This is a genomic window from Burkholderia sp. MSMB1072 (assembly GCF_001524725.1).
Lineage (GTDB): Bacteria > Pseudomonadota > Gammaproteobacteria > Burkholderiales > Burkholderiaceae > Burkholderia.
Genome location: NZ_LOYC01000040.1, coordinates 62,547 through 84,337, shown reverse-complemented (window position 1 = coordinate 84,337; position 21,791 = coordinate 62,547). Strand labels below are relative to the sequence as shown.

Genomic DNA, 21,791 nt, shown 5'->3' with positions numbered 1-21,791 from the left:
GACGTGCGTCGCGCCGCCGGCAGGGGAGGCGGCAGCGCGACGGCGGAGGAAACGGTGCGCCGCGCACGATGCGCGGCGCTGCATCGCCTTACTGCGCCGATGCGAGGTGATGACGCTGCGCGAGCTTCTGCGCGTCCGCGTAGTGCGCCTGCAGGATCGGCAGCGCCTGGCGTGCGACTTCCTTCAGCTTGGTGTCGCGGCCCGACGCGATTTCGGCCTGGAACGCCGAGATCGCCTTCTGCTGGCCGGCGAGCGCGACCTGTTCGATATAGGCCTTGTCGAACTCGGCGCCGCGCAGGCTCTTGATGCTGTTCAGCACGGTCGTGTCCGGGTCGTTGGCCGGTACGTCGACGCCGCGCGGGCTTGCCGCGCGCATCGCCTGGATGATCTTTGCATCGTCGGTCGACACGCGTTGCGCGAACGCCTTGACCTGGCTGTCCGACGTGCGCGAATCGGCGATGCGTGCCGCGTCGTGCTGGGTCGACACGGTCTTCGTGCCGTCCGTGATGAAGGCCTGGTCGGCTTCGTGAATGCGCGTCGCGGTCGCGGCCGGCGCAGCGGACGCGCCGGGCGCCGGTTGCGCGGTTTGCGCGGTCGCCGTCACGGCGACGAGAAGCAGGCCAGCGGCAGACAAGGCAAGGCGCGAAATATGGGGAAAGCGGTTCATGGGACCTCCTTTCGATCGGGGCTCTGGTTGAAAAACGGATCGTGCGATCCGTCGCTGTGCGAGAGACCGGGCGCGCCCGGGCCGGAGTCGACCGCCGCTCTGCCGCGGCGCCGGTCGAAGTGGGTTGTCCGGCCCGACTGATTCTAGGAGAGCGCTCGGGTAGCAGGTGCAACCGTGCTGTGGTTTGTGTAACGGTTGGTAAGACGAATCGAGGGGCATGCGTGCAGCCCGGTAGCGAGTACCTGATGCGCATGCGGCGATGGCAGTTTTTGCGCGCGCGTGGCGCATGCAATGCATGAGATGCGCGTGCGTGTCATCTGCAATTCATCGGTGTGATGGCGTCGCAGCCGTGCCCGACGCGATGGCCGCGCATCGGGCGAGTGGGCTGCGTGAGGGCGTGGCATGCGTGAAGCGTTACACGCGATCGAGCAGCGCATCGAGGCGCGGCAGCAACGGCGTCGCGCAATGTGCCTGCAACGCGTCGGGCGCCGTGTAGCCCCACGCGACACCCTGAAAGGCGATACGTGCATGCCGTGCCGCGTCTGCGTCGCGGATTTCGTCGCCGACGTACAGCACTTCGTCGGCGCGCACGCCGGCCTCGCGAACGAGCGCGCGCAGACGGCGCGCCTTGCCGAACAGCGGAATGCCGCAGGCGAAATGGTCGACGCGCGCGCCGGCGCGCGGGCCGAGCCGGTCACGCACGATCTCCTCGGTATTCGACGTGGCGATCGCGATGCGGATGCCGCGCGCGGCGAGCGCGTCGAACGTTTCGTCGACCCCGGGGAACAGCCGCACGTGCGCGACGCGCGGCCGCATCAGGCGGCGCATGTCGATCGTCACGCGCGGCACTTTCCACATCGGCACCTCGAGCGCGCGGACGATGTCGCGCGCCGACATGCCGCGCAGCGCCGGGCGCAGTTCGGGCGTGGCGTCGCGAAAGCCGTGCAGGCGCGACGCCTCCGACAGCGCGGCGAGAAAACTGTCGAGCGAATCGGCGAGCGTGCCATCGAAGTCGAAGGCGACGAGGCGGTAGGTCATGAAGCAGCGTCTCGGTTTATCGGCGGATGCCATTGTCGCCGAATCGAGGATGAGCAGTGCGGCTGTTCGTCCACGGCGGACACTGGTGCCCCTTGTTCCGCACCCCACGGCGCGGTATCGTCGATGCTCCGCCTTCCGCCCCTCGCACCGGAGAACAGACGTGCCCGCTGCCACCCCCGCCACGCTCAGATTTTCCACCGACAAGCGCGAACTCGACATCGACGCGATCTTCGAATTCCTGCATCGCGACGCGTACTGGTCGCAGGGCATTCCGCGCGACGTGGTCGAGCGGGCGATCGAGGGCTCGCTGTGCTTCGGCGCGTACGTCGGCGACCGGCTCGTCGGGTTCGCGCGGCTCGTTACCGATCACGCGACGTTCGCGTATCTGTGCGACGTGTTCGTGTTGCCGGCCGAACGCGGCAACGGCTACGGCCGCGCACTGATCGACCATGTATTCGCGCAGGAGACGGTGCAGCGGCTGCGCCGCATCATGCTCGTCACGACCGACGCGCACGAACTCTATCGGCCGGTCGGTTTCGGTCCGCCCGCGAATCCCGAGCGGCTGATGGAGATCCGCCGCCCCGACATCTACACGAAACGCTGACGGGCGGCGCAGCGCATACAATACGCGCTTTCCGTTTTTGCCGAAGAGAAGCCACCATGACCGAACAGGAAGCCGAACAGCTCGCGACGCACCGCCACTACAAGGGCGGCCTGTACCGCTACATCGGCGTTGCGCGCCACTCCGAAACCGAGGAATCGGTGGTCGTCTACGAGCATCTGTGGCCGCATGCGCGCGGGCTGTGGGTGCGGCCGGAAGCGATGTTCAACGGCAATCTCGAAGACGGCACGCCGCGTTTTCGCAAGCTGCGCGACTGATATCCGCGGCCGGCGGCGCGCGCCGCAAGGTAGGCCGGTTGCGTGAGCGAGCGTACGCGCGTTACGTACCGGCGAGGGCCTTCACCAGTTCCGGCGGTGCGTGCCTGACCGTCACCTCCGGCGTGCCGTGCCACGCCGCGAGTTTCTTCACGGCCTTTGCAACATCGGCCGCGAGCCCGGTGCCGAACCGCACGCCCGGCTCGACGTGCACGGCTTTCAGCTTGAACGTGCCGAGCGTGCGATGCGCTTTCGCGTCGACGCGGCCCACCAGCCGGCCGCGATGCAGCACGGGCAGGCAGAAATAGCCGTAGCGCCGCTTGTGCGCGGGCGTATAGCACTCGATCGTGTAATCGAAACCGAACAGCGTCGACGCGCGCCGGCGATCCCACACGACCGGGTCGAACGGCGACAGCAGCGTCGTAACCGTCGAGCGCAGCGTATCGGCCGCCGCCGCCGGCAGCAGCGCATCGAGCGAGCGATGTACGTAGGCCGGCTCCTTCCAGTCGTCGATCTGCACCGGAATCAGGTCGCCGGCCTCGGCGAGCCGCTCGAGTTCCGCGCGGTACGAACGGCGCGGCAGCCGATAGTAGTCGGCCACCCAGTCCGCGCGCACGACGCCGAGCGCGCGACACGTGTAGTCGAGCAGCGCAGGCAGTACGGCCTCGCGCGGCGGCAGGTCGCGCATATCGTCCCAGTCCGGCAGCACGCGTTCGCGCACGTCGTACACGCGCTGGAAATTGCGGCGCTCCGACACCATCAGCTCGCCCGTCGTGAACAGCACTTCCAGGTGACGCTTTTCCGGCTTGCGATCCCACCAGCCGTTGCCCTTCACGCCGTCCTCGCGCGCGAAATCGGCTGACCGCACCGGGCCTTCCTCGCGAATCCGCGCAAGCAGCCGTTCGATTTCCGGACGATTCTGCGCGTGCCATTCGGCCGCATATTTCCAGCCCATCCCCGACGGATCGAGCATCTTGTAGCGCATCAGCCCGAATTGCTCGATCGGCAGGAAACACGCTTCGTGCGACCAGTATTCGAACAGGCGCGCCTCGGCGAGATGTTCGTCGAGCCAGTGCGGCGAGAAATCGCCGAGACGGCTGAACAGCACGAGATAAGGGCTGCGCGCGACGACGTGGATGGTGTCGATCTGCAACTGCGCCATCCGGCGGATCGTGTCGAGCACGTCGGACTTGGTCGCCTTGCGGCGCGGCGGCGTGAGCAGGCCCTGGGCGGCGAGATGCAGTGCGCGGGCGGCGGCGGGCGAGAGCGTGAGCATCGGAAGGACGGTCGAGGGTGGCGATCGGGAACCACTTTAGCGCGAAAGCGGCGCGCGCGTGCGACGCGCGGCCGCAACGCGTCTGACAATGGTTGACAGATGCGTTTTGCAAGTTTCCCTATAGTGCAGTTCATGGCGCGACGACAAATGCGCGCAACGATTCCGCTTCCGACGCACATATGTCCATGGCACGCAGGAAGCGAATCCGGGATTCCCAACCCCCATCGGGAGCCCCGGAGCCCTGAGCGGACATCCATGCGGCTGTGCACCGGCCCCGTGTGGATGTCCGCTGATTTTTTTTGTTTTTCCGGTTTGGCGTCCGTTGCTGCGCGACAGGTCATGCCGCCGCGTCGGCCGCTTGATGCCGCTTATTGCCGCTTGCCGCGCGCGACTTCGTCGCCGGCGCCGGGCGGCAGCCGCCGCGTGATCGGAATCGACGCGAACGAGCACAGCCCGACCACCAGGAACGCGGGCCAGAAATCCGACCACACCATCGCCTGATGGCCCTGGAGCCAGTGCGACACGTGCAGTACGAGGCCGGCCACCGTCACGCCGAGGCCGAGCGACATCTGCTGCACGACGCTGCCGAGGCTCGTCGCGCGGCCCGCGTCGCGCGGCGAGATGTCCGCGTAGATCATCGAATTCAGGCTCGTGAACTGCAGCGCGGGGAAGATGCCGCCGACGAGCACGATCAGCCAGATCGCCCACGTCGCCATGCCGGGATGGAACACGCCGTACGCGGCGATCGCCAGGCCCGCGAATGCCGCGTTGTAGATCAGCACCGTGCGAAAACCGAAGCGGCGCAGCGTATGCGTGGCGGTCGAGCGGCTGACCGCGCCGCCGAGCGCGGACGCGCACGTGATGAGCCCCGAGTGGAACGCGCTCATGCCGAGCCCTTCCTGCAGCGCGAGCGGCAGCAGGAACGGCACCGCGCCGAGCCCGATGCGGAACAGCGAGCCGCCCACGACGCTCGCGTGATACGTCGGGATCTTCAGGAAACTGAGGTCGAGCACCGGGCGCTCCTTGCGGCGCGCGTACGGCACGTACAGCGCGAGCATCGCGGCGCCGGCCGCGCACATGGCGATGGCGTTCGAGCGCGACGTGAGCGAACCGTCGATCAACGTGAGGCCCATCAGCAGCAGCGCGGCGCCGCTCGCCGACAGCAGGAAGCCGAACCAGTCGAGCGGGCCCGGGTCGGGCTCGTGCGTGTTCGCGATGTGCTTGCTCGCGAGGTAGATCCCGTAGAGGCCGATCGGCACGTTGATGAAGAAGATCATCCGCCAGTGCAGGTAGGTCGTGATGAAGCCGCCGACGAGCGGCCCGACCGTGGGCCCGAACAGCGCGGGAATCGCGAGGTAGTTCATCGCGCGCACGAGATCGGAGCGCGGCACCGCGCGGAAGATGATGATGCGGCCGACCGGCACCATCATCGCGCCGCCGACGCCCTGTATGAAGCGTGCGAACGTGAGCACGCCGAGGGAGTTGGACGCCGCGCACATCAGCGAGCCGACGACGAAGATGCCGATCGCGGTGCGGAACACGGCGCGCGCGCTGAAGCGGTCGGCGAGCCAGCCGCAGATCGGAATGAACACGCCGAGACCGACCACGTAGGCCGTGATCGCGATGTTCAGGGTGACGGGGTTGTGCCCGAAGTCCCTCGCCATCGCAGGCAGTGCGGTGACGATGATGTTCGCGTCGACGCTTTCCATGAACAACGCACAGGCAACGATGAGCGGTGCTAGAAAGACGGGCGACATGGGCTGGGCGCGCGGTAAAGGCGTCATTATGCCCACAATGTGACCGCTGCGTCACGTGCGACAACAGTTGTTCCGCATGTTGCAACAGTCGTCTTTTCCGGAGGATGGCAGCGAAGGGACGACTGCGCATGTGCGAGCGATGCGTTGCCGGTGCGTGCCGCATGCGCTGCCTGGCACGAACAACGCAGTGTCGCCGCAGCGGAGCGTGGGCGCATTTTCGATGCCGGGCTGGACGTCGACGCAGTGATCGCCGAACGGTGTGTCGCACGGCGCGTCGACCGCGCGTCGGCGCTCGAATGCGACGAGCGGATCGACGTCGGCCGGCCGGATCGATGCCTTTTTGACGGAGCGGCAGGACGTTCCTAAAATATGAGCGATTGCTCATATTCAAGCCCGCCTCCCGCCATGTCCGAATCGTCGTCGCGCATTCCGCTTTCGCCGCGCAAGGCGCCGCGCCAGCGCCGCTCGGTGGCCACCGTCGATGCGATCGTCGAGGCTGCCGCTCGCATTCTCGAGCGCGACGGCTTCGACGGTTACACGACGAACGCCGTCGCCGCGCTGGCCGGCGTGAGTATCGGCTCGCTCTACCAATATTTCCCGAACCGCGATGCGCTGACCGCTGCGCTCGTCGAGCGCGAGAGCGCGCATCTGCTCGACGACGTCGAGCGGGCGGCCGCGCTGTCGTCCTGCGACGACGTGCTGCGCATGCTGGTGCGTGGAGCCGTCGCGCACCAGATGCGCCGGCCGGCGCTCGCGCGGCTGATCGATTTCGAGGAGGCGCGGTTGCCGCTCGGCGCGCGCACCGCGCGCGTCGCGGACCGCATCCACGCGACGTTGCTGCATGCGCTCGGGTTGCGGGATGCGCCGCGCGTCGCCGCGCCCGACGTCGTCGCGCACGATCTGCTCGCGATCGTGAAAGGCATCGTCGACGCGGCGGGCGCGCGCGGCGAGACCGATGCGGATGCGCTCGACGCGCGCGCGTGGCGGGCGGTGCGCGGCTATCTCCGGGAGTCGCGCGAATCGAAACTTGCTTGATATGCATGTTTCGTGCGACAGTCGCACCCATTCGCTCCACAACATGACGCGTATCGATCGAAGGCCATCGAGACGAACGCGCGCGCGAACGAGACCTCGTGCCGATCCACTCACCATCGAAAGGAGGGGACACGCCATGACGTCACGTCGTGCCGCACCGCTTGCATCTCGCTTCCCGTCGCGCCAGTCACCGCCCGCGCCGCGTCTGCGCTGGGCTGCCGCACTGGCCATCGCCTATCTCGCCGTCGCCGGTTGCGCCGCGCAGGCCGACAATGCGAACCAGGCCGCCGCGCAAGCGGCCAGCCGGTCCGCGATGCCTGCCGCCACCGCAGCCGCTCCCGCTCCCGCGTCGGGCACGTTGCTGCCGCCGCCGAGCCAGCTCTACGGCGACCTGTTCGTCGCGGTGCAGACCGCGCAGCTCTACCCCGACCAGAAGACCTTCGTCGACGCCACGCCCGATACCGATCCCGCGACGATCGTGCAGTTGTATCAGCAACAGAAATCGCAGTCGGGCTTCTCGCTGAAGGCGTTCGTCGACCAGCATTTCACGCCGCCCCCGGAAGGCGGCGTGACGCCGCCGCCGAATCAGACGCTGCGCCAGCATATCGACTGGTTGTGGCCGCAGCTCACGCGCACGAGCGTCACGGCGCCCCCGTACAGTTCGCTGATTCCCATGCCGAAGCCGTACGTCGTGCCGGGTGGCCGTTTCCGCGAAGGCTACTACTGGGATACCTATTTCACGATGCTCGGGCTGCAGGTGTCGGGGCGCGAGGATCTCGTCGACGACATGCTCGACAACTTCGCATATCTGATCGATACGATCGGGCACATCCCGAACGGCAACCGCACGTACTACGCGAGCCGTTCGCAGCCGCCGTTCTTCGCGTACATGGTCACGCTCGCCGCGCAGGCCGAAGGCGACAAGGTCTACCAGAAATACCTGCCGGCGCTGCGCAAGGAGTATGCGTACTGGATGCAGGGCGAAACCACGACGCCGCGCGGGCAGGCGGCGCGCAACGTGGTCGCGATGCCCGACGGCGCCGTGCTGAACCGCTACTGGGATGCGAGCGACACGCCGCGCGACGAGTCGTATCTCGAGGACGTGACCACCGCGAAATCGGTGCCGTCCCGTCCGGCGAACGAGGTGTACCGCGACCTGCGCGCGGGCGCCGAAAGCGGCTGGGACTACAGCTCGCGCTGGTTCGGCGACGGCAAGACGCTCGCGACGATCCGCACGACCTCGATCGTTCCGGTCGACCTGAACAGCCTGATGTTCCATCTCGAGACGACGATCGTGAAGGGCTGCGCGATCACGCGCGACATCGCCTGCGTGGCCGATTTTTCAGGGCGCGCGGCGCGGCGTGCGGCCGCGATCAATCGTTACCTGTGGAACCGTCGCGGCTATTACGGCGACTATGACTGGCAGTTGCGCAAGCCGCGCGACGGGGTGACGGCGGCCGCGCTGTATCCGCTGTTCGCGGGCGTCGCGTGGCCGGAGCGCGCGAAGGCGACCGCGCGCGAAGTGCGCAAGACGCTGCTGCAGCCGGGCGGCCTCGCGACGACGACCGAGAACACGGGCCAGCAGTGGGATGCGCCGAACGGCTGGGCGCCGCTGCAGTGGATCGCGATCGACGGGCTGCGCCGTTACGGCGAGCCGGCGCTCGCGAAGGACATCGGCACGCGTTTCCTGTCCGACGTGAAGCACGTGTACGCGACCGAAGGCAAGCTCGTCGAGAAATACGTGGTCGAGGGCACCGGCACGGGCGGCGGCGGGGGCGGCGAATATCCGTTGCAGGACGGCTTCGGCTGGACCAACGGCGTCACGCTGAAGCTGCTGGGGCTGTACGGCGAGTAATGCACCGCGGGTAAGCCGCGGGCGGGCCGTGTGCTTGCACGGCAGGCAACCGCACGGGCCGGACCGTCGCGCAAGCGGCCGTCCGGCCCGTGTTTTCATGCGGCGGGCGTCAGAACGTGATCGTCGTGCGCACGCCGACCACCGTTTCGTCGCCGATGCGCGCGCCGGCCGCGTTCGGGTTCGGGATGCCGCCGCCCGGGCGGAAGAAGTGCTGCAGGTCGGCCTGCACTTGCCACCATGGAGCGACCTGGTACTGGTAGGTCGCCTCGACGACCGTCTCCGCGCGGCGCACCGGATAGCCGGGCGTCGTGTACGCGCCGGTGTCGCCGTCGAGGCCGCGCGCATGCGAGCCGATCTTCGCGTAGCCGATCGCGATGCCGGCGACGTCGTTGTCGCGTCCGGCGAACGGCGCCTTCAGCGTCACGCCGGCGTTGGCGGCGAAATCGACGACATTGCGATCGCCCGGCGAGCCCATCACGCGCGCGAACACGCCGACCGAGCGCGGGCTGTCGGCGGACGGCCGCCACACCATCTGATCCGCGACCGCATAAAAGCCGTAGTTGCCGCGATGCGTGGCAGGGGTGCCGTTGCTCGCCGGATCGGCGAGCGACAACCCGTCGGCGCCGTAGCGCGGATCGTTCGCATGCTGCGAGTGATACCAGAAGCCGAGTTTGTACGTGCCGGGCAGGCCCGCCGGTTGCGGGGCCTTCGGATCGGCGGGCGGCGCGTTCAGCGCGTACTGCACTTCGCCGATCACGAATGCGCCGCTGCGCAGGTTGAAGTTGGTGCCATGCGCGTTCAGCACCTGCGCGTCGCCGTCGGCGCGGCCGGCCGGGTTGCCGTCGAACAGGCCGACCATCGCGGTCCACGCGTCGGCCGGTTTCACGCGCAGCCGCACGCCGAGCGACGACAGCGGATACGCGGGGCCGCCGGACGGCAGGTCGGTGGACGGCAGCACGGGCCAGCCGAACGTCGCGTTCATGAACGTCGCCGCATTCTGGCTCACCATGAATTCCTGGTCGACGCTCTGCTGGCCGACTTTCACGTCGACCTTGCCGTCGAGCAGCGACTGCTGGTACCAGAGTTCCCACAGGCGGGTGGTCGAATTGGCCTCGATGCCGGTCGCGGTCTGCAACGTCTGCAGGTAGCGCTGCGTGAGATTGGTGCCGTGGATCTGCAGCCCCGACACGTTGAACGTGCCGCCCGGCAGGCCGATCGCCTTGCCGGTATCGACGTCGAAACCGAATTGCGTGAGCCCCTGGTACGCGCCGCCGCGACCCGTGCCGCCGGACGTGTTGTACAGATACTCGCTGGTTTCCTGCAGGCTCAGCGTGACGCCGTGCTCGTCGAGCACGTCACGCAGGCCGCCCATGTTGCCGAGCAGGTTCGAGCGTTCCCAGAGGCCGGTGGGCGCGGGCGCGGCAGCATCGGCGGCCTGTTGCGTGGGGGCGGTAGCGTCGCCCGCGCCGGCCGCCGGTTCGGCGGCGGCGGACGCTGCTTGTGCGAATGCGGAGGTGGCGGCGAGCGACAGCAGCAGCGCAGCGAGCGCATCGGCGCGAAGCTTGCGCGGGATGGGTGAGAGCGGGTTCTTCATTTGGGTTCCGTTGGCAGTTTGATTAGTTAAGCTGAGGAAACGGGAACGGGATGCGGGGGCATGCGACGAGACGGCCCGCGCGGAGAAGGGCTTACGGCAGCCAGCCGCCGACGCGCCACACGTGCGCGAAGCCGACGCGGGGCGCGACCGAGCACAGCAGCGCGGCGAGCGCGACCGCGGTCGCCGTCGCGGCGATGAGCAGGCAGTCGAGCGGGCGCGGCGCCGGTGCATGGGCGAGCGCCCGGCCGCGCCAGTGGCCGAATGCCCGGGCGAACGATGCGCGGCCGGAAAACGAGCGGTTGCACGCGACGCGCACGATGCGCTTGAGTCTGACCGCGAACGATTGAAAGAACATGACGCTGCCTCCGTTGCGTCCGGCGAACGCCGGGCGACGTGATCGAGCGCGGGTGCGTGACGCGGCCTGCGATCGGAGGATGGAACATGGCGGAGCGTGCGACTGACGAACCGGCGATGGCCGGCCCGGCTGGAGGCGCGCTAACCCGACGAGTGCGAGCTAGCGGCAAAAGACATGCGTCTGGCTGCTATCTCGCGATGGCTTGGCCGGCCTGGACCGGCATCGAACTACAACTAGAGCATGTGTCCACGGAGGGTCTCCCGTGATGAATTGGGGCGGATTGTAGTCGCGACTTTTGCTGCGGCGCAAGTAAAAAACGCACGAAAGATGCGCTGTGTGGTGCGAGCGTGGCGGCGCAGCGGCGCCGCCGCGCGGCCGCCCGCCGATGGCGAAAAGGATGCGCGGCGGGGTGCCGGGCCGTTGCTCGCACGCATCGGCGCGTGGCCGCCTCATGACGGCACTGAAAGGTTTCGGAACGTTATTTCAGGGCGAAATCTTTCAATCGCGGCGGGCGGGAAATTTATTTCGAAAAATGGGGTTTCGAGGGGTTGACTTCACTTTCGGGCGGTCCATAGAATCCGCCATCTTCACTCTTGGGGCCGCCGCCTTGGACGCCTGCAGTAGTCGATCTTCGAACGAAATTTCCGCCTGAGCGACCGACGTCCGCGCCTCATCGAAGCCGCCGTTTGTCTCCCGGGCAAACGGTGCGCGCAGCAGTACTTCGCAGCCACTCCCTACGTGCACCCTGATTCGCGCCGGTTAGCGTGATGCGTTTTCGCATGCGTTGCCCGGTTTCACCGCCGCCCGGCAGGCGGCCGCGTTCGCGCATCCGTTCTCCGGGCGCGCGAATGCCGGCCCGCAAGCCGGACGGCGGTCAACCGTGTTCCCCGGAACACCGCACAGGAGCCGCCATGAACGACAGTGACAGTTGTCCCTTATGCCCGTTGCATACGCAGACCCTTTCGAACCCGGGTCGCGGGGACAATCCGGCCGACTAGCCTGACACGTCGTTCAGGCCCCGGACTGGCCCCGCGCCCACGACGCGGCCGGCACGCCTGCCGTCGCCGCACGGAGCCAGACCATGAACTTCGGCCTTCTGCTGTCGAACTTTCCGCACGTCACGGAATCGCGCCACCACTACGACGCGATGCTGACGCTCGATGCCCGTCCGCGGGTGTTCGCCCGCCTGCTGAACCAGCTGAAATCGTTGATCCACTGAGAAGAAACGCCGAGCGCGCCTCGGCATGCGCACGCGCAGCCGCCCGAGGGCGGGCGCCGCGTGCGCATTCCAAGGTCACACGCTTATCGAACAACCCTTAGCCGTACGGAATACATCATGTCCACGCCATCCAACGTCTCTCCACCGATCGCGGCCGATCGCGGCGCCGTGCTCGACGAAGCCCATCTGGGCGACATTCGCGGTGCGCTCGGCACGATCGCGCACCACGACACCGGCGCGCGCGGCACGTGGTGGGCGCGCCTGCGCACGCTGCTCGCGATCATCGGCCCGGGCCTGATCGTGATGGTCGGCGACAACGACGCCGGCGCATTCGGCACCTATACGCAGGCCGGCCAGAACTACGGCACGACGCTGCTGTGGACCCTGCTGCTGCTCGTGCCGGTGCTCTACGTGAACCAGGAAATGGTGCTGCGCCTCGGCGCGGTCACGGGCGTTGGCCATGCGCGCCTGATCTTCGAGCGCTTCGGCAAGTTCTGGGGCGCGTTCAGCGTGATCGACCTGTTCCTCCTCAACGCGCTGACCATCGTCACCGAGTTCATCGGCATCACGTTCGTGCTGGATTTCTTCGGATTGCCGAAGGTGGCCGGCGTGTGTGTCGCCGCCGCGCTGACGATGGCCGCGGTCAGTACCGGCGATTTCCGGCGCTTCGAGCGGTTCGCGATCGGGCTGTGCGTGCTGAGCCTGCTGCTCGTGCCGGTGCTCGTCTCGATCCACCCGCCCGTCGCGCAGATGACGCGCGATTTCTTCGTGCCGAACTGGCCCGCGCACGCGAAGCTGTCCGACGTGATGCTGCTCGTGATCGGCATCGTCGGCACGACGGTCGCGCCATGGCAATTGTTCTTCCAGCAGAGCTACGTGATCGACAAGCGCATCACGCCGCGCTTCATGAAATATGAAAAGGCCGACTTGTGGATCGGCATCGCGTTCGTGCTGGTGGGCGCGGTCGCGATGATCGGCTTCAGCTCGGCGCTGTTCGGCGGCCATCCGGAAGCCGGCAACTTCACCGACGCGGGCGGCGTCATCGCGGGCCTCGAGAAGTATGCGGGCCGCACGAGCGCGACGCTGTTCGCGGTCGCCTTGCTCGACGCATGCATCATCGGCGCGGCGGCCGTGTCGCTGTCGACCGCGTACGCGATCGGCGACGTGTTCAAGATCCGCCACTCGCTGCATCGCGGCGTGACCGACGCGAAGGGCTTCTATCTCGTCTATTTCGGCATCGTCGCGGCCGCGGCCACGCTCGTGCTGATTCCGGGCAGCCCGCTCGGGCTGCTGACCGAAGCCGTGCAGACGCTGGCCGGTGTGTTGCTGCCGAGCGCGACGGTGTTCCTGCTGGTGCTGTGCAACGATCGCCAGGTGCTGGGGCCGTGGGTCAACTCGACGAAGCTCAACGTGTTCACGGGCGCGGTGATCTGGGTGCTGGTGCTGCTGTCGATCATCCTGACCGCGTCGGTGATGTATCCGGACATCAGCGGGGAAGCGATCGTCGACGTGCTGGTGGGCGGCACCGTGCTCGCCATCGCCGGCTATCTCGCGACGGTGCTGATTCGCCGCCACAAGCGCGTCGTCGAGCCAGCCGTCGACCGTTCGCTGCGCGACACGTGGCGCATGCCCCCGCTCGACACGTTGGAGCCGCAGAACATGACGCTCGTGACGCGGATCTGGATGGCCGTGTTGCGTGGCTATCTGGTGATCGCGGTCGGTCTCGTGATCGTGAAGGTCGTTCAGATGACGTTGCTGAAGTAATGCTGCCCGTCTGACAGGACGCGGCGCCGGACCCGGCGCCGCGCCGCAACCCATGCATGCCGGCCCGCGAGGCCGGCATGTGCGTATGTGCGCCCGGTTTCGCGAAGCGGCGCCCGCGCCGCGCCCGTGCTCAGATCAGCTCGAGCTTCGACGTCAGGTACGTGAGCTGGATCCGGTTCGCGACGCCGAAGCGCTTGCGCAGCTTGCGCAGGTGATAGTCGACGTTGTGCGCGCTGGTGTCGAGACGCCGGCCGATTTCCTTGTCGGACGCACCTTCGGCGATGCCGAGCAGCAGCTCCTGCTCGAACGGCGTGAGCCCGTTGACCGCGCGCTCGCGCGACGTCGAGATCAGTTGAGGCGACGCGAACTTGTGTACCGACAGCCCGATCGACAGCGCCTGCTCGATCGTTGCCGGCGTGATCCATTCGCGCGTGCGGCGCGGCGCGGTGAAGCTCATGAACGCGTGCAGCCGCGTGCCCGGCACGGCCATCGAATACATGATGCCGCTGCACATCCCGTCGTCCTGCATCGTCTGCAGGAAGCCGTCGAGCGCGGCCGGGCTCACGCACGGCGCGTCGTCGCGCTCGCGGTGTTCGCGGCGCAATTGCTGCAGGTCCCACACGATCGGCATGTTGCACACGCGCGCGCCGAGCGTGCGCGGATCGACGTCGTGATGGTTGTGACGCACGTAGTCGCCGCGATAGGTGGCCGGCGTGAACGCTTCGTGCAGGTAAAGACTTTCGACGCGCTCGCGCGTGAATTCGAGCGCGAAGTACGCGAACGTCGAGAAGCCCGTCAGATGCAGCAGGCTCGCGACGATCCGGTTGCGCTCGGCCGTGCTCTGCGCGTGCGCGAGCGTATCGGCAACGCCGAGCTTCGGCGCGTGCGGCTGCGCGACGTCGCCGCCTTTCACGTCGTCGCACCAGACGACCTGCACGGGGCGCTCGCGCAGCGCGTCCGCGCTTGCGTGCGATCCGCGCGACGAGCGGGACAAGGTGGTTGGGGCGACCGCTTCTTCATGCAATGCAATATCGGACATGAGCCATCCCTCGGAATCGACGCGCATCGCCTGGCGGCGGCCGTATCGTGTACGGCATTCGCGGCGGTGCGACCGAGCATCGTTGTGATATGCGCCGATCGTCATCCCTGACGAAACGCGGGGGCATTGTACAAAAATGCCGGTGTGTGCGTAATATGCCGTAATACGAATGGCGGCGAAAGGTTCATATTCGCACGCCTATGGCGACGACCAGAAAATCATAAAGAAAAGACCAGATCGTGACGGGGCGCAGTTTCACATATTGGGAAAGGGGCGGGCTCCTCATGACATATGCTGACGGCGCACCACGCGTCGAGTGGTTCTCACAAGCCGATATAGCGGCCGCTGCCGCTTATTCGAACGAATATCATGCAATCGAGCGCGACGTTTTTACCGGTATTCAAATAACGTCCGGTAAAAGCGACCTCGCGTCATTCGATTTCGCGCAATGCCATGCGCGATTGCGGCAAATCGGATTCAGTACGCTCGGTTACGGCGCGTACGAAATGATCGGGCGGCGCATTCTGCGCGCGCATCTGCTGCGCGACCTCGCGCCGGCGACGTTCATGCAGCCGTTCATCGAGGGGATGCTGTACGAAAGCGATCCGCGCTTCGCGCAGGTGCGGCAGAGCGGCTTCCCGGTCGCGTGGCGGCTCGACGAGATCGAAGCAGCCGCGCAGGGCAGCGGCGACCGCAAGGTGCTCGCGCTCGCCGGCCATCTGCGCGCGCATGCGATGAACAGCGGCGTGATCTTCAGCCTGTCGGCGCCGCACCTCGACCTGCGCGTCGCGGTGAACGTGACGTCGGAAACGCACGGCACCGACTGGATCGACGATCGCGTGATCGGCGGCGCGCTGTCGGTCAGTCTTGCCGTGCATCGCGTCGCGCTGCCGTTCCTCGAGGCGCGGGTCGCGCGCATGCGCGGCTTCGCGCTCGGCGACGAGCAGCAGCAGGTGCTCGACCGGCTCGTGCACGGGCTGTCCGACCAGGAGATCGCGAGCGCGCTGCGTACGTCGCTGCACAAGGTCGGGCACCACATTCGCTCGCTGGAAAAGCTCTTCAACGTGCAGAACCGCGCGCAGCTCGCGTACCTCGCCGCGCGGCGGCTGCCGTCCTGATCCGACGCCCGTCGCAGGCGCGCGCCGGCCCCCGGCGCGCGATGGAAGCGGTTCCGGCGGCGCGTGTCCGAGCGGGCCGCCGGGTTTCGTAGTCCGATTCGATCGTCTGAGGAAAACGCGCTTTCGCGCTACGAGGCGCGCTTCTTTTTCCGCCGTTTCCCGTCGCTACACTCGTCCCATTCAACGGTCCGCGCAGCACGGGGAAGGGTTGCCCGTGCCAGCCGGCGACAACGACAGGACAACGGCACGATGGCTGAACCGAAGGCGCTCTCCCGCGACTGGCAGCGGTGGTTTTCCGCCGGCCGCGGCGTGTCCGGACGGCGCCTCGGAGGCGCCTCGCCGCGCGCCGACCTGTTTCTCGCGACTTTCATCGTCGCGGTCGTCGCGTTGTTCATCCTGCCGCTGCCGCAGGCCGCGCTCGACGGGATGATCTCGCTGAATCTCGCGGCGAGCGTCGTGTTGCTGACGGTGTCGACCTACGTGCCGTCCGCGGTCAGCTTCTCGTCGTTTCCCGCGCTGCTGCTGTTTACGACGCTGTTCCGGCTCGCGCTGAACATCGCGTCGTGCAAGCTGATCCTGCTGCACGCGAACGCCGGCCACGTGATCGATGCGTTCGGGCGGCTGGTGGTCGGCAACAACGTGGTGGTGGGCGGCGTGGTGTTCCTCGTGATCGCGGTCGTGCAGTTCATCGTGATCGCGAAAGGGTCGGAGCGGGTGGCCGAAGTCGGCGCGCGCTTCTCGCTCGACGCGATGCCGGGCAAGCAGATGAGCATCGACGCCGACCTGCGCGCGGGCATCATCAGCGCCGACGAAGCCCGCGAGCGCCGCGAGAAGCTGGAGCAGGAATCGCAGATGCACGGCGCGATGGACGGCGCGATGAAGTTCGTGAAGGGCGACGCGATCGCGGGCCTCGTGATCGCGTTCATCAACATCGTCGCGGGGATCGCGGTCGGTACGCTGATGCACGGGATGGACATCGGCGAGGCGCTGCAGCGTTACGCGATCCTGACGGTCGGCGACGGGATGGCGTCGCAGATTCCGTCGCTGCTCGTGTCGATCGCGGCGGGCATCGTGACGACGCGCGTCGCGACGCGCGATGCGCGGCAGCGCCAGCTCGGCGAACAGCTCGGCGAGCAATTGGGCGCGCACCCGCGTGCGTTGCTGATCGCCGCGTTCGTGCTGACCGGTTTTCTCGTCGTGCCCGGTTTTCCGAAATGGTCGTTCGCGCTGATCGCGCTCGGCCTCGGCGTCTTCGCGTTCTCGCAGCTCAAGCGCAAGACGTCCTCGCCGAGCTTCAACCTGATTCACGTCGCGGGGCGCGTCGGCGCGGCCGACGACGGCCAGCCCGCGAAGGTGTCGCATGCAGCGGGTGTCACGTCGCTGATCGCGGTGTCGCTGTCCGATGACCTGCGCACGGGCCTGAACCTCGCGCAACTGCAGGCGGCGTTGTCGAGCGCGAAAGCGCGCGTCGACGCGGACATCGGCACGGTGTTTCCGCGCATCACGCTGAACGACGACGAGGGGGCGCCGGCCGGCACGTACCGGATCTACCTGCAGGACGTGCTCGTCGCGCACGGCGCGCTGAAGCCGGGCTGGCTGCTGTGGGACGGCGTCGCGCCGCTGCCCGAGCGCGCGGAGCGCCAGCCGGCCGAGGCGTTCGGCCCGTTCGCGACCGCGCTGTGGATCAAGCCGGACGGCGCGGCGCCGGACGGCAAATGGCTGTCGAGCGAGGGCGCGCTGGCCGCGCACGTCGAGCAGATCGTGCGCCAGCATGCGGACGAACTGCTCGGCATCCAGGAGACGCAGGCGCTCGTGCATCTGGTGCGCCGTGATCATCCGGAACTCGTGGGCGAACTGACGCGGCTCGTGCCGCTGCAGCGCGTGACCGAGGTGCTGCGCCGGCTGCTCGCCGAGCAGGTGCCGATCCGCAATTTGCGCGTGATTTTCGAGAGCCTGATCACGTGGGCGCCGAACGAGCCCGACGACGTGATCGCGCTGGTCGAACTCGTGCGCGTCGACCTGCGCCGGATGATCACCGATCGTCACGCGGGCACGGCGCGCCAGTTGCGGGTCGTGCTGTTCGAGCAGAACCTGCAGGAACGGATCGAGAGCGCGGTGATGCGCACCAAGCAGGGTAATTTCCTCGCGCTGTCGAGCGCGGTCAAGCAGGACATCGGCGAGCAGGTGCGCGCGATCGTGCAGGCCGCGCAGGCGGCCGGCCCCGGCAGCCACGGCAACGCGCCGGGCGCCGCGCGGCTCGCGGTGATGGTCGCGCTCGGCGCGCGCCGCTACGTGAAGACGATCCTGCAGCCGGTGCTGCCCGAACTCGCGGTGCTGTCGTACCAGGAAGTCGAGGAGGACGTGCAGTTGCATACGGTCGGCTGGGTGAAGAACCCGCCGGACGACGGCACGGTCGGCGCGGGCGCCGACGTGCGCGCGCCGGGGGCCGTGCAATGACGAGCTCGACGATCCTCGACCTGACGCGCCAGGCGCTGATGCTGGTGCTGCTGCTGTCGCTGCCGATCGTGCTGATCGCGACCGTCACGGGCCTCGTCGTCGCGATCCTGCAGGCCGTCACGCAGGTGCAGGACGCCAATATCGGCATCGCGGTGCGGCTGATCGCCGTGATGGTCGCGCTCGTGCTGCTGTCGGGCTGGCTCGGCGGCGAAGTGCTGCGCTTCGCGCAGCAGGCGCTGGAACGCATGTTCGTTTCTTCCACAGGAGTCCTTTGATGCGTCGACGCGTCGCCTCGATCCGGTTTCAACCGCGCAGCCTGCAACGGGCCGCGCTCGCCGTGTGCGCGACCGCGCTGCTCACGGCGTCGCTGTGCATGGCGCCCGCGCAGCATGCGCGCGCCGCGGACCTGCGCTGGCGCAACAAGCCGTTCACGATCGTCGCGAACGGCAAGAAGATCGGCGACTTCATCCGCGAGCTCGCGTCGTCGCAGGGGGTGACGGCGGTGGTCGACCCGAAGGTCGACGGCGTGATCAGCGGCCGCTTCTCCGGCACGCCGCAGCAGACGCTCGACACGATCTGCTCGACCTACGGGCTCACGTGGTACTACGACGGCTCGTTCCTGTACGTCGATCCGGCCGACCAATCGCAGACGCAGATGATCCCGATCCCGCCGAACGCATCCGGCGAAATCGGCCGCGCGCTGCAGGCGATGCAGATTCCGGACAAGCGCTACACGCTGGTGATCAACGACCGTGCGAACAGCGTGTACGTGGCCGGCCCGCGCCGCTATGTCGAGCTGGTGCGACAGGCGGTCGGCTCGGTCGGCGATCCGTCGGCGAACGGCGCGCATGCGGACATTCGCGCGTTCCGGCTGAAATACGGCTGGGCGTCGGACTTCACGATCAACCGCTCGGGCAAGGAGGTGACGGTGCCGGGCGTCGCGACGATCCTGCGCAGGCTGTTCGGCAAGAGCGGCGGCACGACCGCGGCGCCGTCGAGCACGCCGCTCGGGCAGGCCGCGCGGCAGGTGAAGCTCGGCTCGGGGCTGACGATCGCGGTGCCGCGGCTCGATTTCCCCGATATTTCCGGCGGCCCGCGGCAGGGCGGTTATGGCGGTGCGGACAGCAGCCTGGGCGGCGGATTCTCGCCGTTCTCGAACAACGGCGGCGGCGACACGCTGCCGCAGATCGTCGCCGATCCGGCGATCAACGCGGTGATCGTGCGCGACCTGCCGGAGAACATGTACCGCTACCAGTCGCTGATCGGCCAGCTCGACGAGCGGCCGCGCATCGTCGAGATCAACGTGACGATCATCGACATCAACGAGGATTCGCTCGACAGCCTCGGGATCGACTGGCGCCTGCATACGACGCACGGCGACGTGCAGATCGGCAACGGCGCGAACCCGTTGAACGGCAACACGCAGTACAACGGCGCCGGCAATCCGCCGCTCACGTTCGGCGTCGGCGCGTCCGAAACGGGGTCGACCGGCACCTTCATGCCGACCGGCATCGCGCTGACCGCGTCGATCGGCGGCTCGCTGCGCAATTACCTGCTCACGCGCGTGAACGCGCTCGCGCAGAAAGGCCAGGCGCAGCTGCGTTCGAAGCCGAAGGTGCTCGCGCTCGACAACACCGAGGCGATCCTCGAGAACCTCACGCAGTTCTACGTGCAGGTGCCGGGCTACCAGGATTCGTCGCTGTACAGCGTGACGACCGGCACGAGCATCAAGGTGACGCCGATGATCGTCGACGAGGCGATCCGCAATGCGGCGGCCGTCTCGGGCAATCCGCAGAGCGTGATGATGTCGATCGACATCCAGGACGGCAATATCGTGCCGGGACAGGCGGTGTCGAACGTGCCGGTGATCCAGCAGCGCAACATCGTCACCAAGACGATGATCGACGAAGGCAAGAGCCTCTTGATCGCCGGTTTCAACGACGACGAGGTGCGGCTGAACAAGAGCGGCGTGCCGTGGCTGTCCGACATCCCGCTGATCGGCAACCTGTTCAAGTACACCGACAAGTCGGGCAATCACATGGAGCGGTTCTATCTGCTGACGCCGCGCGTGGTGACGACCGCGTCGATGTATGCACCGGACGGCGCGCCCGTGAACCCCGGCGTCGACGGTCCGGCGAACCAGGAAGGGATGTCGATGTATCGCCCGCCGGACAACGACATCGCCGTTCCGCTGACGCCGAAGCCGCTGCCCGGCACGAAGTTCGGTCCGCCCGCGTTGCCGCCGCCGGATGCGGCGGCGCAGCCGGCGACGACCGCAGGAGTGGTCACGCATGTCGACGAGCATCATTGAACCGCACGGCGAAGGCGCATTGCCCGGCGGCGCGGGAGGCGCAGGGGCCGGCCCGGCCGCGCTCGCGTCGCCGTGGAATCTGTGCTTCCTGAGCGGGCCGATGTACGGCCGCACGATGTCGCTCGCGCGCGGCGCGAACTGGGTCGGCACGGCGGCCGATTGCGAAGTGATCCTGCCCGATCGCGAGATCGGCGCGAAACAGGTGTGCCTGCAGGTCGGCGCGCTCGCGGTGACGGTGCAGAACCATGGCGGCGACACCGGCGCGCCGGTGCTGTTCAACGACGAGCCGCTCGGCACCGGGCGCCGCTCGCTGACGCCGAACGACGTCGTGACGGTCGGCTCGATCCGGCTCGGCATCGCGCGGCATGCGCAGGCGAGCGTCGCGGTGCCCGACGAAACCGATGCGCCGGACGCCGCGCGCGAGGCCGCGTGGCTCGGCTGGCTCACGGGCGGGCTGCGCCGCCTCGGCAGCAGGCGGCTCGTGATCGCGCTGGTCGCGCTGTGGCTGGGCGTGCTGCTCGGCGCGCTCGGCTACGGCTTCGTCGCGTGGTCGGGGCGGCTGCCGTGGCAGCACGAATCGGTGCTCGCGCGCACGCACCGGCTGCAGCAACTGCTGCACGCGTATCCGGAGCTGGCCGTCGCGCCGCGCGACGACGGCGTGATCGTGTCGGGCTACGTGAGCGACCCGGCCGCGCGCGAGCGCGTCGCGCAGATCGTCGCGGGCGTCGACAACGCAGCGCTGGGCAACATCTACGTGGTCAGCGATCTCGTGGCGACCGCGCAGACCTATTTCAGCGACACGGCGCTGACGGTCACGTATCTCGGCCGCGGGCGGATCGAGCTGACGGGCACGGCCGCGCGCGCGCAGATCGAGCCGCGCATCCGCAACTACATGAAGGACGCCCGCCCGGCGCTCGAGGTGGTCGATCACGTGCGCGATGCCGATGCGGCCGCGCCGCGCACGGCGACGACGCTCGGCGGCACGGCCGGCATTCCGGAGATCACGACCGTGTTCGCCGGCGACGGCGACCAGCGCTACATCGAGACGGTCGACGGCAGCCGCTATTTCGAAGGCGCACGACTGAAGGAGGGGGCGACCGTCGTATCGATCGGGCCGGACGCCGTGGTGTTCGAGCGCAACGGCCAGCGCATCACGATGCCGCTCGGCGGCGCGTCGGCGAGCGCGCCCGAGCAGGCGCCGGCGCCGCCCGTCGCACCGCTCGCGAGCGGCGCGGCGGCGGGCGTCGCGCAGCCGGTGCCGGGGCCGACGCTGTTGCCCGATGCGCCGGCGACGCCGGCCGTCGCGGCGGCCGGCGCATCGAACGGCGCGACGCACTAGGGTCGCGACAGGATCGGCGCATCGCGTCGCGCGATGCGCGCATTACGCGACACGCCGCGCGCATGCGGCGCGTCACGTCGCCGGCGGGGCA

The 21,791-nt window shown here is 68.1% G+C and carries 18 protein-coding genes; 11 read left to right on the top strand and 7 right to left on the bottom strand.

From position 1 onward, the window contains the following. Window positions 1-88 precede the first annotated feature (88 nt). Window positions 89-667: a DUF4142 domain-containing protein gene (locus tag WS89_RS21660; protein WP_027781136.1), complete on the bottom strand. Its 579-nt coding sequence runs from the start codon at window positions 665-667 to the stop codon at window positions 89-91. 414 nt (window positions 668-1,081) lie between these two features. Next, entirely contained in the window at window positions 1,082-1,705 is a 624-nt protein-coding gene (locus WS89_RS21655) for an HAD hydrolase-like protein (RefSeq protein ID WP_059793386.1), read from the bottom strand. A gap of 160 nt (window positions 1,706-1,865) precedes the next feature. On the opposite strand from WS89_RS21655, the gene WS89_RS21650 reads away from it, so the two are divergent. Both WS89_RS21650 and WS89_RS21645 read left to right on the top strand, forming a co-directional pair. Then, complete coding sequence (locus tag WS89_RS21650) at window positions 1,866-2,309, top strand: GNAT family N-acetyltransferase (RefSeq protein ID WP_059793384.1); 444 nt, start codon at window positions 1,866-1,868, stop codon at window positions 2,307-2,309. Between the two features lie 56 nt (window positions 2,310-2,365). Then, the gene (locus WS89_RS21645; protein WP_006480837.1) at window positions 2,366-2,584 is read left to right on the top strand and encodes a DUF1653 domain-containing protein; all 219 of its coding nucleotides are present in this window, start codon (window positions 2,366-2,368) and stop codon (window positions 2,582-2,584) included. A gap of 61 nt (window positions 2,585-2,645) precedes the next feature. Here the strand turns inward: WS89_RS21645 and WS89_RS21640 are convergent, their stop codons facing one another. Together WS89_RS21640 and WS89_RS21635 are read right to left on the bottom strand one after the other, a co-directional pair. After that, window positions 2,646-3,857, bottom strand: coding sequence for a winged helix-turn-helix domain-containing protein (locus tag WS89_RS21640; RefSeq protein WP_059793382.1), 1,212 nt, complete (start codon window positions 3,855-3,857; stop codon window positions 2,646-2,648). A 368-nt stretch (window positions 3,858-4,225) separates the two neighbouring features. Beyond that, window positions 4,226-5,614 (bottom strand): MFS transporter, encoded by a 1,389-nt coding sequence (locus WS89_RS21635; protein ID WP_059502578.1) that lies wholly within the window; start codon window positions 5,612-5,614, stop codon window positions 4,226-4,228. A gap of 405 nt (window positions 5,615-6,019) precedes the next feature. Here WS89_RS21635 and WS89_RS21630 point away from each other — a divergent pair, with 405 nt between their 5' ends. Both WS89_RS21630 and treA read left to right on the top strand, forming a co-directional pair. Continuing rightward, window positions 6,020-6,649 carry a TetR/AcrR family transcriptional regulator gene (locus WS89_RS21630; protein WP_059793380.1) on the top strand — a complete coding sequence of 210 codons (630 nt, stop codon included), beginning with the start codon at window positions 6,020-6,022 and terminating at the stop codon, window positions 6,647-6,649. Between the two features lie 136 nt (window positions 6,650-6,785). After that, on the top strand, window positions 6,786-8,504 hold the full coding sequence (gene treA, locus WS89_RS21625) for an alpha,alpha-trehalase TreA (protein ID WP_059793378.1): 1,719 nt from the start codon (window positions 6,786-6,788) through the stop codon (window positions 8,502-8,504). Between the two features lie 109 nt (window positions 8,505-8,613). On the opposite strand, the gene WS89_RS21620 is transcribed toward treA, so the two are convergent. Beyond that, window positions 8,614-10,098 (bottom strand): carbohydrate porin, encoded by a 1,485-nt coding sequence (locus tag WS89_RS21620; RefSeq protein WP_059793376.1) that lies wholly within the window; start codon window positions 10,096-10,098, stop codon window positions 8,614-8,616. Between the two features lie 91 nt (window positions 10,099-10,189). Beyond that, on the bottom strand, window positions 10,190-10,453 hold the full coding sequence (locus tag WS89_RS21615) for a hypothetical protein (protein WP_059793374.1): 264 nt from the start codon (window positions 10,451-10,453) through the stop codon (window positions 10,190-10,192). 1,081 nt (window positions 10,454-11,534) lie between these two features. On the opposite strand from WS89_RS21615, the gene WS89_RS34285 reads away from it, so the two are divergent. Beyond that, on the top strand, window positions 11,535-11,672 hold the full coding sequence (locus WS89_RS34285; protein WP_179949692.1) for a hypothetical protein: 138 nt from the start codon (window positions 11,535-11,537) through the stop codon (window positions 11,670-11,672). Between the two features lie 117 nt (window positions 11,673-11,789). After that, window positions 11,790-13,436, top strand: a complete 1,647-nt coding sequence (locus WS89_RS21610; RefSeq protein WP_059502588.1) for an Nramp family divalent metal transporter — start codon at window positions 11,790-11,792, stop codon at window positions 13,434-13,436. A 130-nt stretch (window positions 13,437-13,566) separates the two neighbouring features. On the opposite strand, the gene WS89_RS21605 is transcribed toward WS89_RS21610, so the two are convergent. Beyond that, a complete protein-coding gene (locus tag WS89_RS21605; protein ID WP_059502801.1) occupies window positions 13,567-14,475 on the bottom strand; it encodes a helix-turn-helix transcriptional regulator in 909 nt (302 codons plus the stop codon). 284 nt (window positions 14,476-14,759) lie between these two features. Here WS89_RS21605 and WS89_RS21600 point away from each other — a divergent pair, with 284 nt between their 5' ends. The 5 genes from WS89_RS21600 to sctD all read left to right on the top strand — a co-directional run bounded on the left by WS89_RS21600 (window position 14,760) and on the right by sctD (window position 21,700). Further along, complete coding sequence (locus tag WS89_RS21600) at window positions 14,760-15,593, top strand: helix-turn-helix transcriptional regulator (protein ID WP_059502591.1); 834 nt, start codon at window positions 14,760-14,762, stop codon at window positions 15,591-15,593. Between the two features lie 249 nt (window positions 15,594-15,842). Beyond that, a complete protein-coding gene (gene sctV, locus WS89_RS21595; RefSeq protein WP_059502593.1) occupies window positions 15,843-18,050 on the top strand; it encodes a type III secretion system export apparatus subunit SctV in 2,208 nt (735 codons plus the stop codon). Beyond that, on the top strand, window positions 18,047-18,325 hold the full coding sequence (sctS, locus tag WS89_RS21590) for a type III secretion system export apparatus subunit SctS (protein ID WP_006480854.1): 279 nt from the start codon (window positions 18,047-18,049) through the stop codon (window positions 18,323-18,325). The genes sctV and sctS overlap by 4 nt, the downstream gene beginning before the upstream one ends. Further along, window positions 18,325-20,361, top strand: a complete 2,037-nt coding sequence (sctC, locus tag WS89_RS21585; RefSeq protein ID WP_059793372.1) for a type III secretion system outer membrane ring subunit SctC — start codon at window positions 18,325-18,327, stop codon at window positions 20,359-20,361. Before sctS ends, sctC begins: the two co-directional genes overlap by 1 nt. Beyond that, entirely contained in the window at window positions 20,342-21,700 is a 1,359-nt protein-coding gene (gene sctD, locus WS89_RS21580) for a type III secretion system inner membrane ring subunit SctD (protein ID WP_059793370.1), read from the top strand. The genes sctC and sctD overlap by 20 nt, the downstream gene beginning before the upstream one ends. Window positions 21,701-21,791 lie beyond the last annotated feature (91 nt).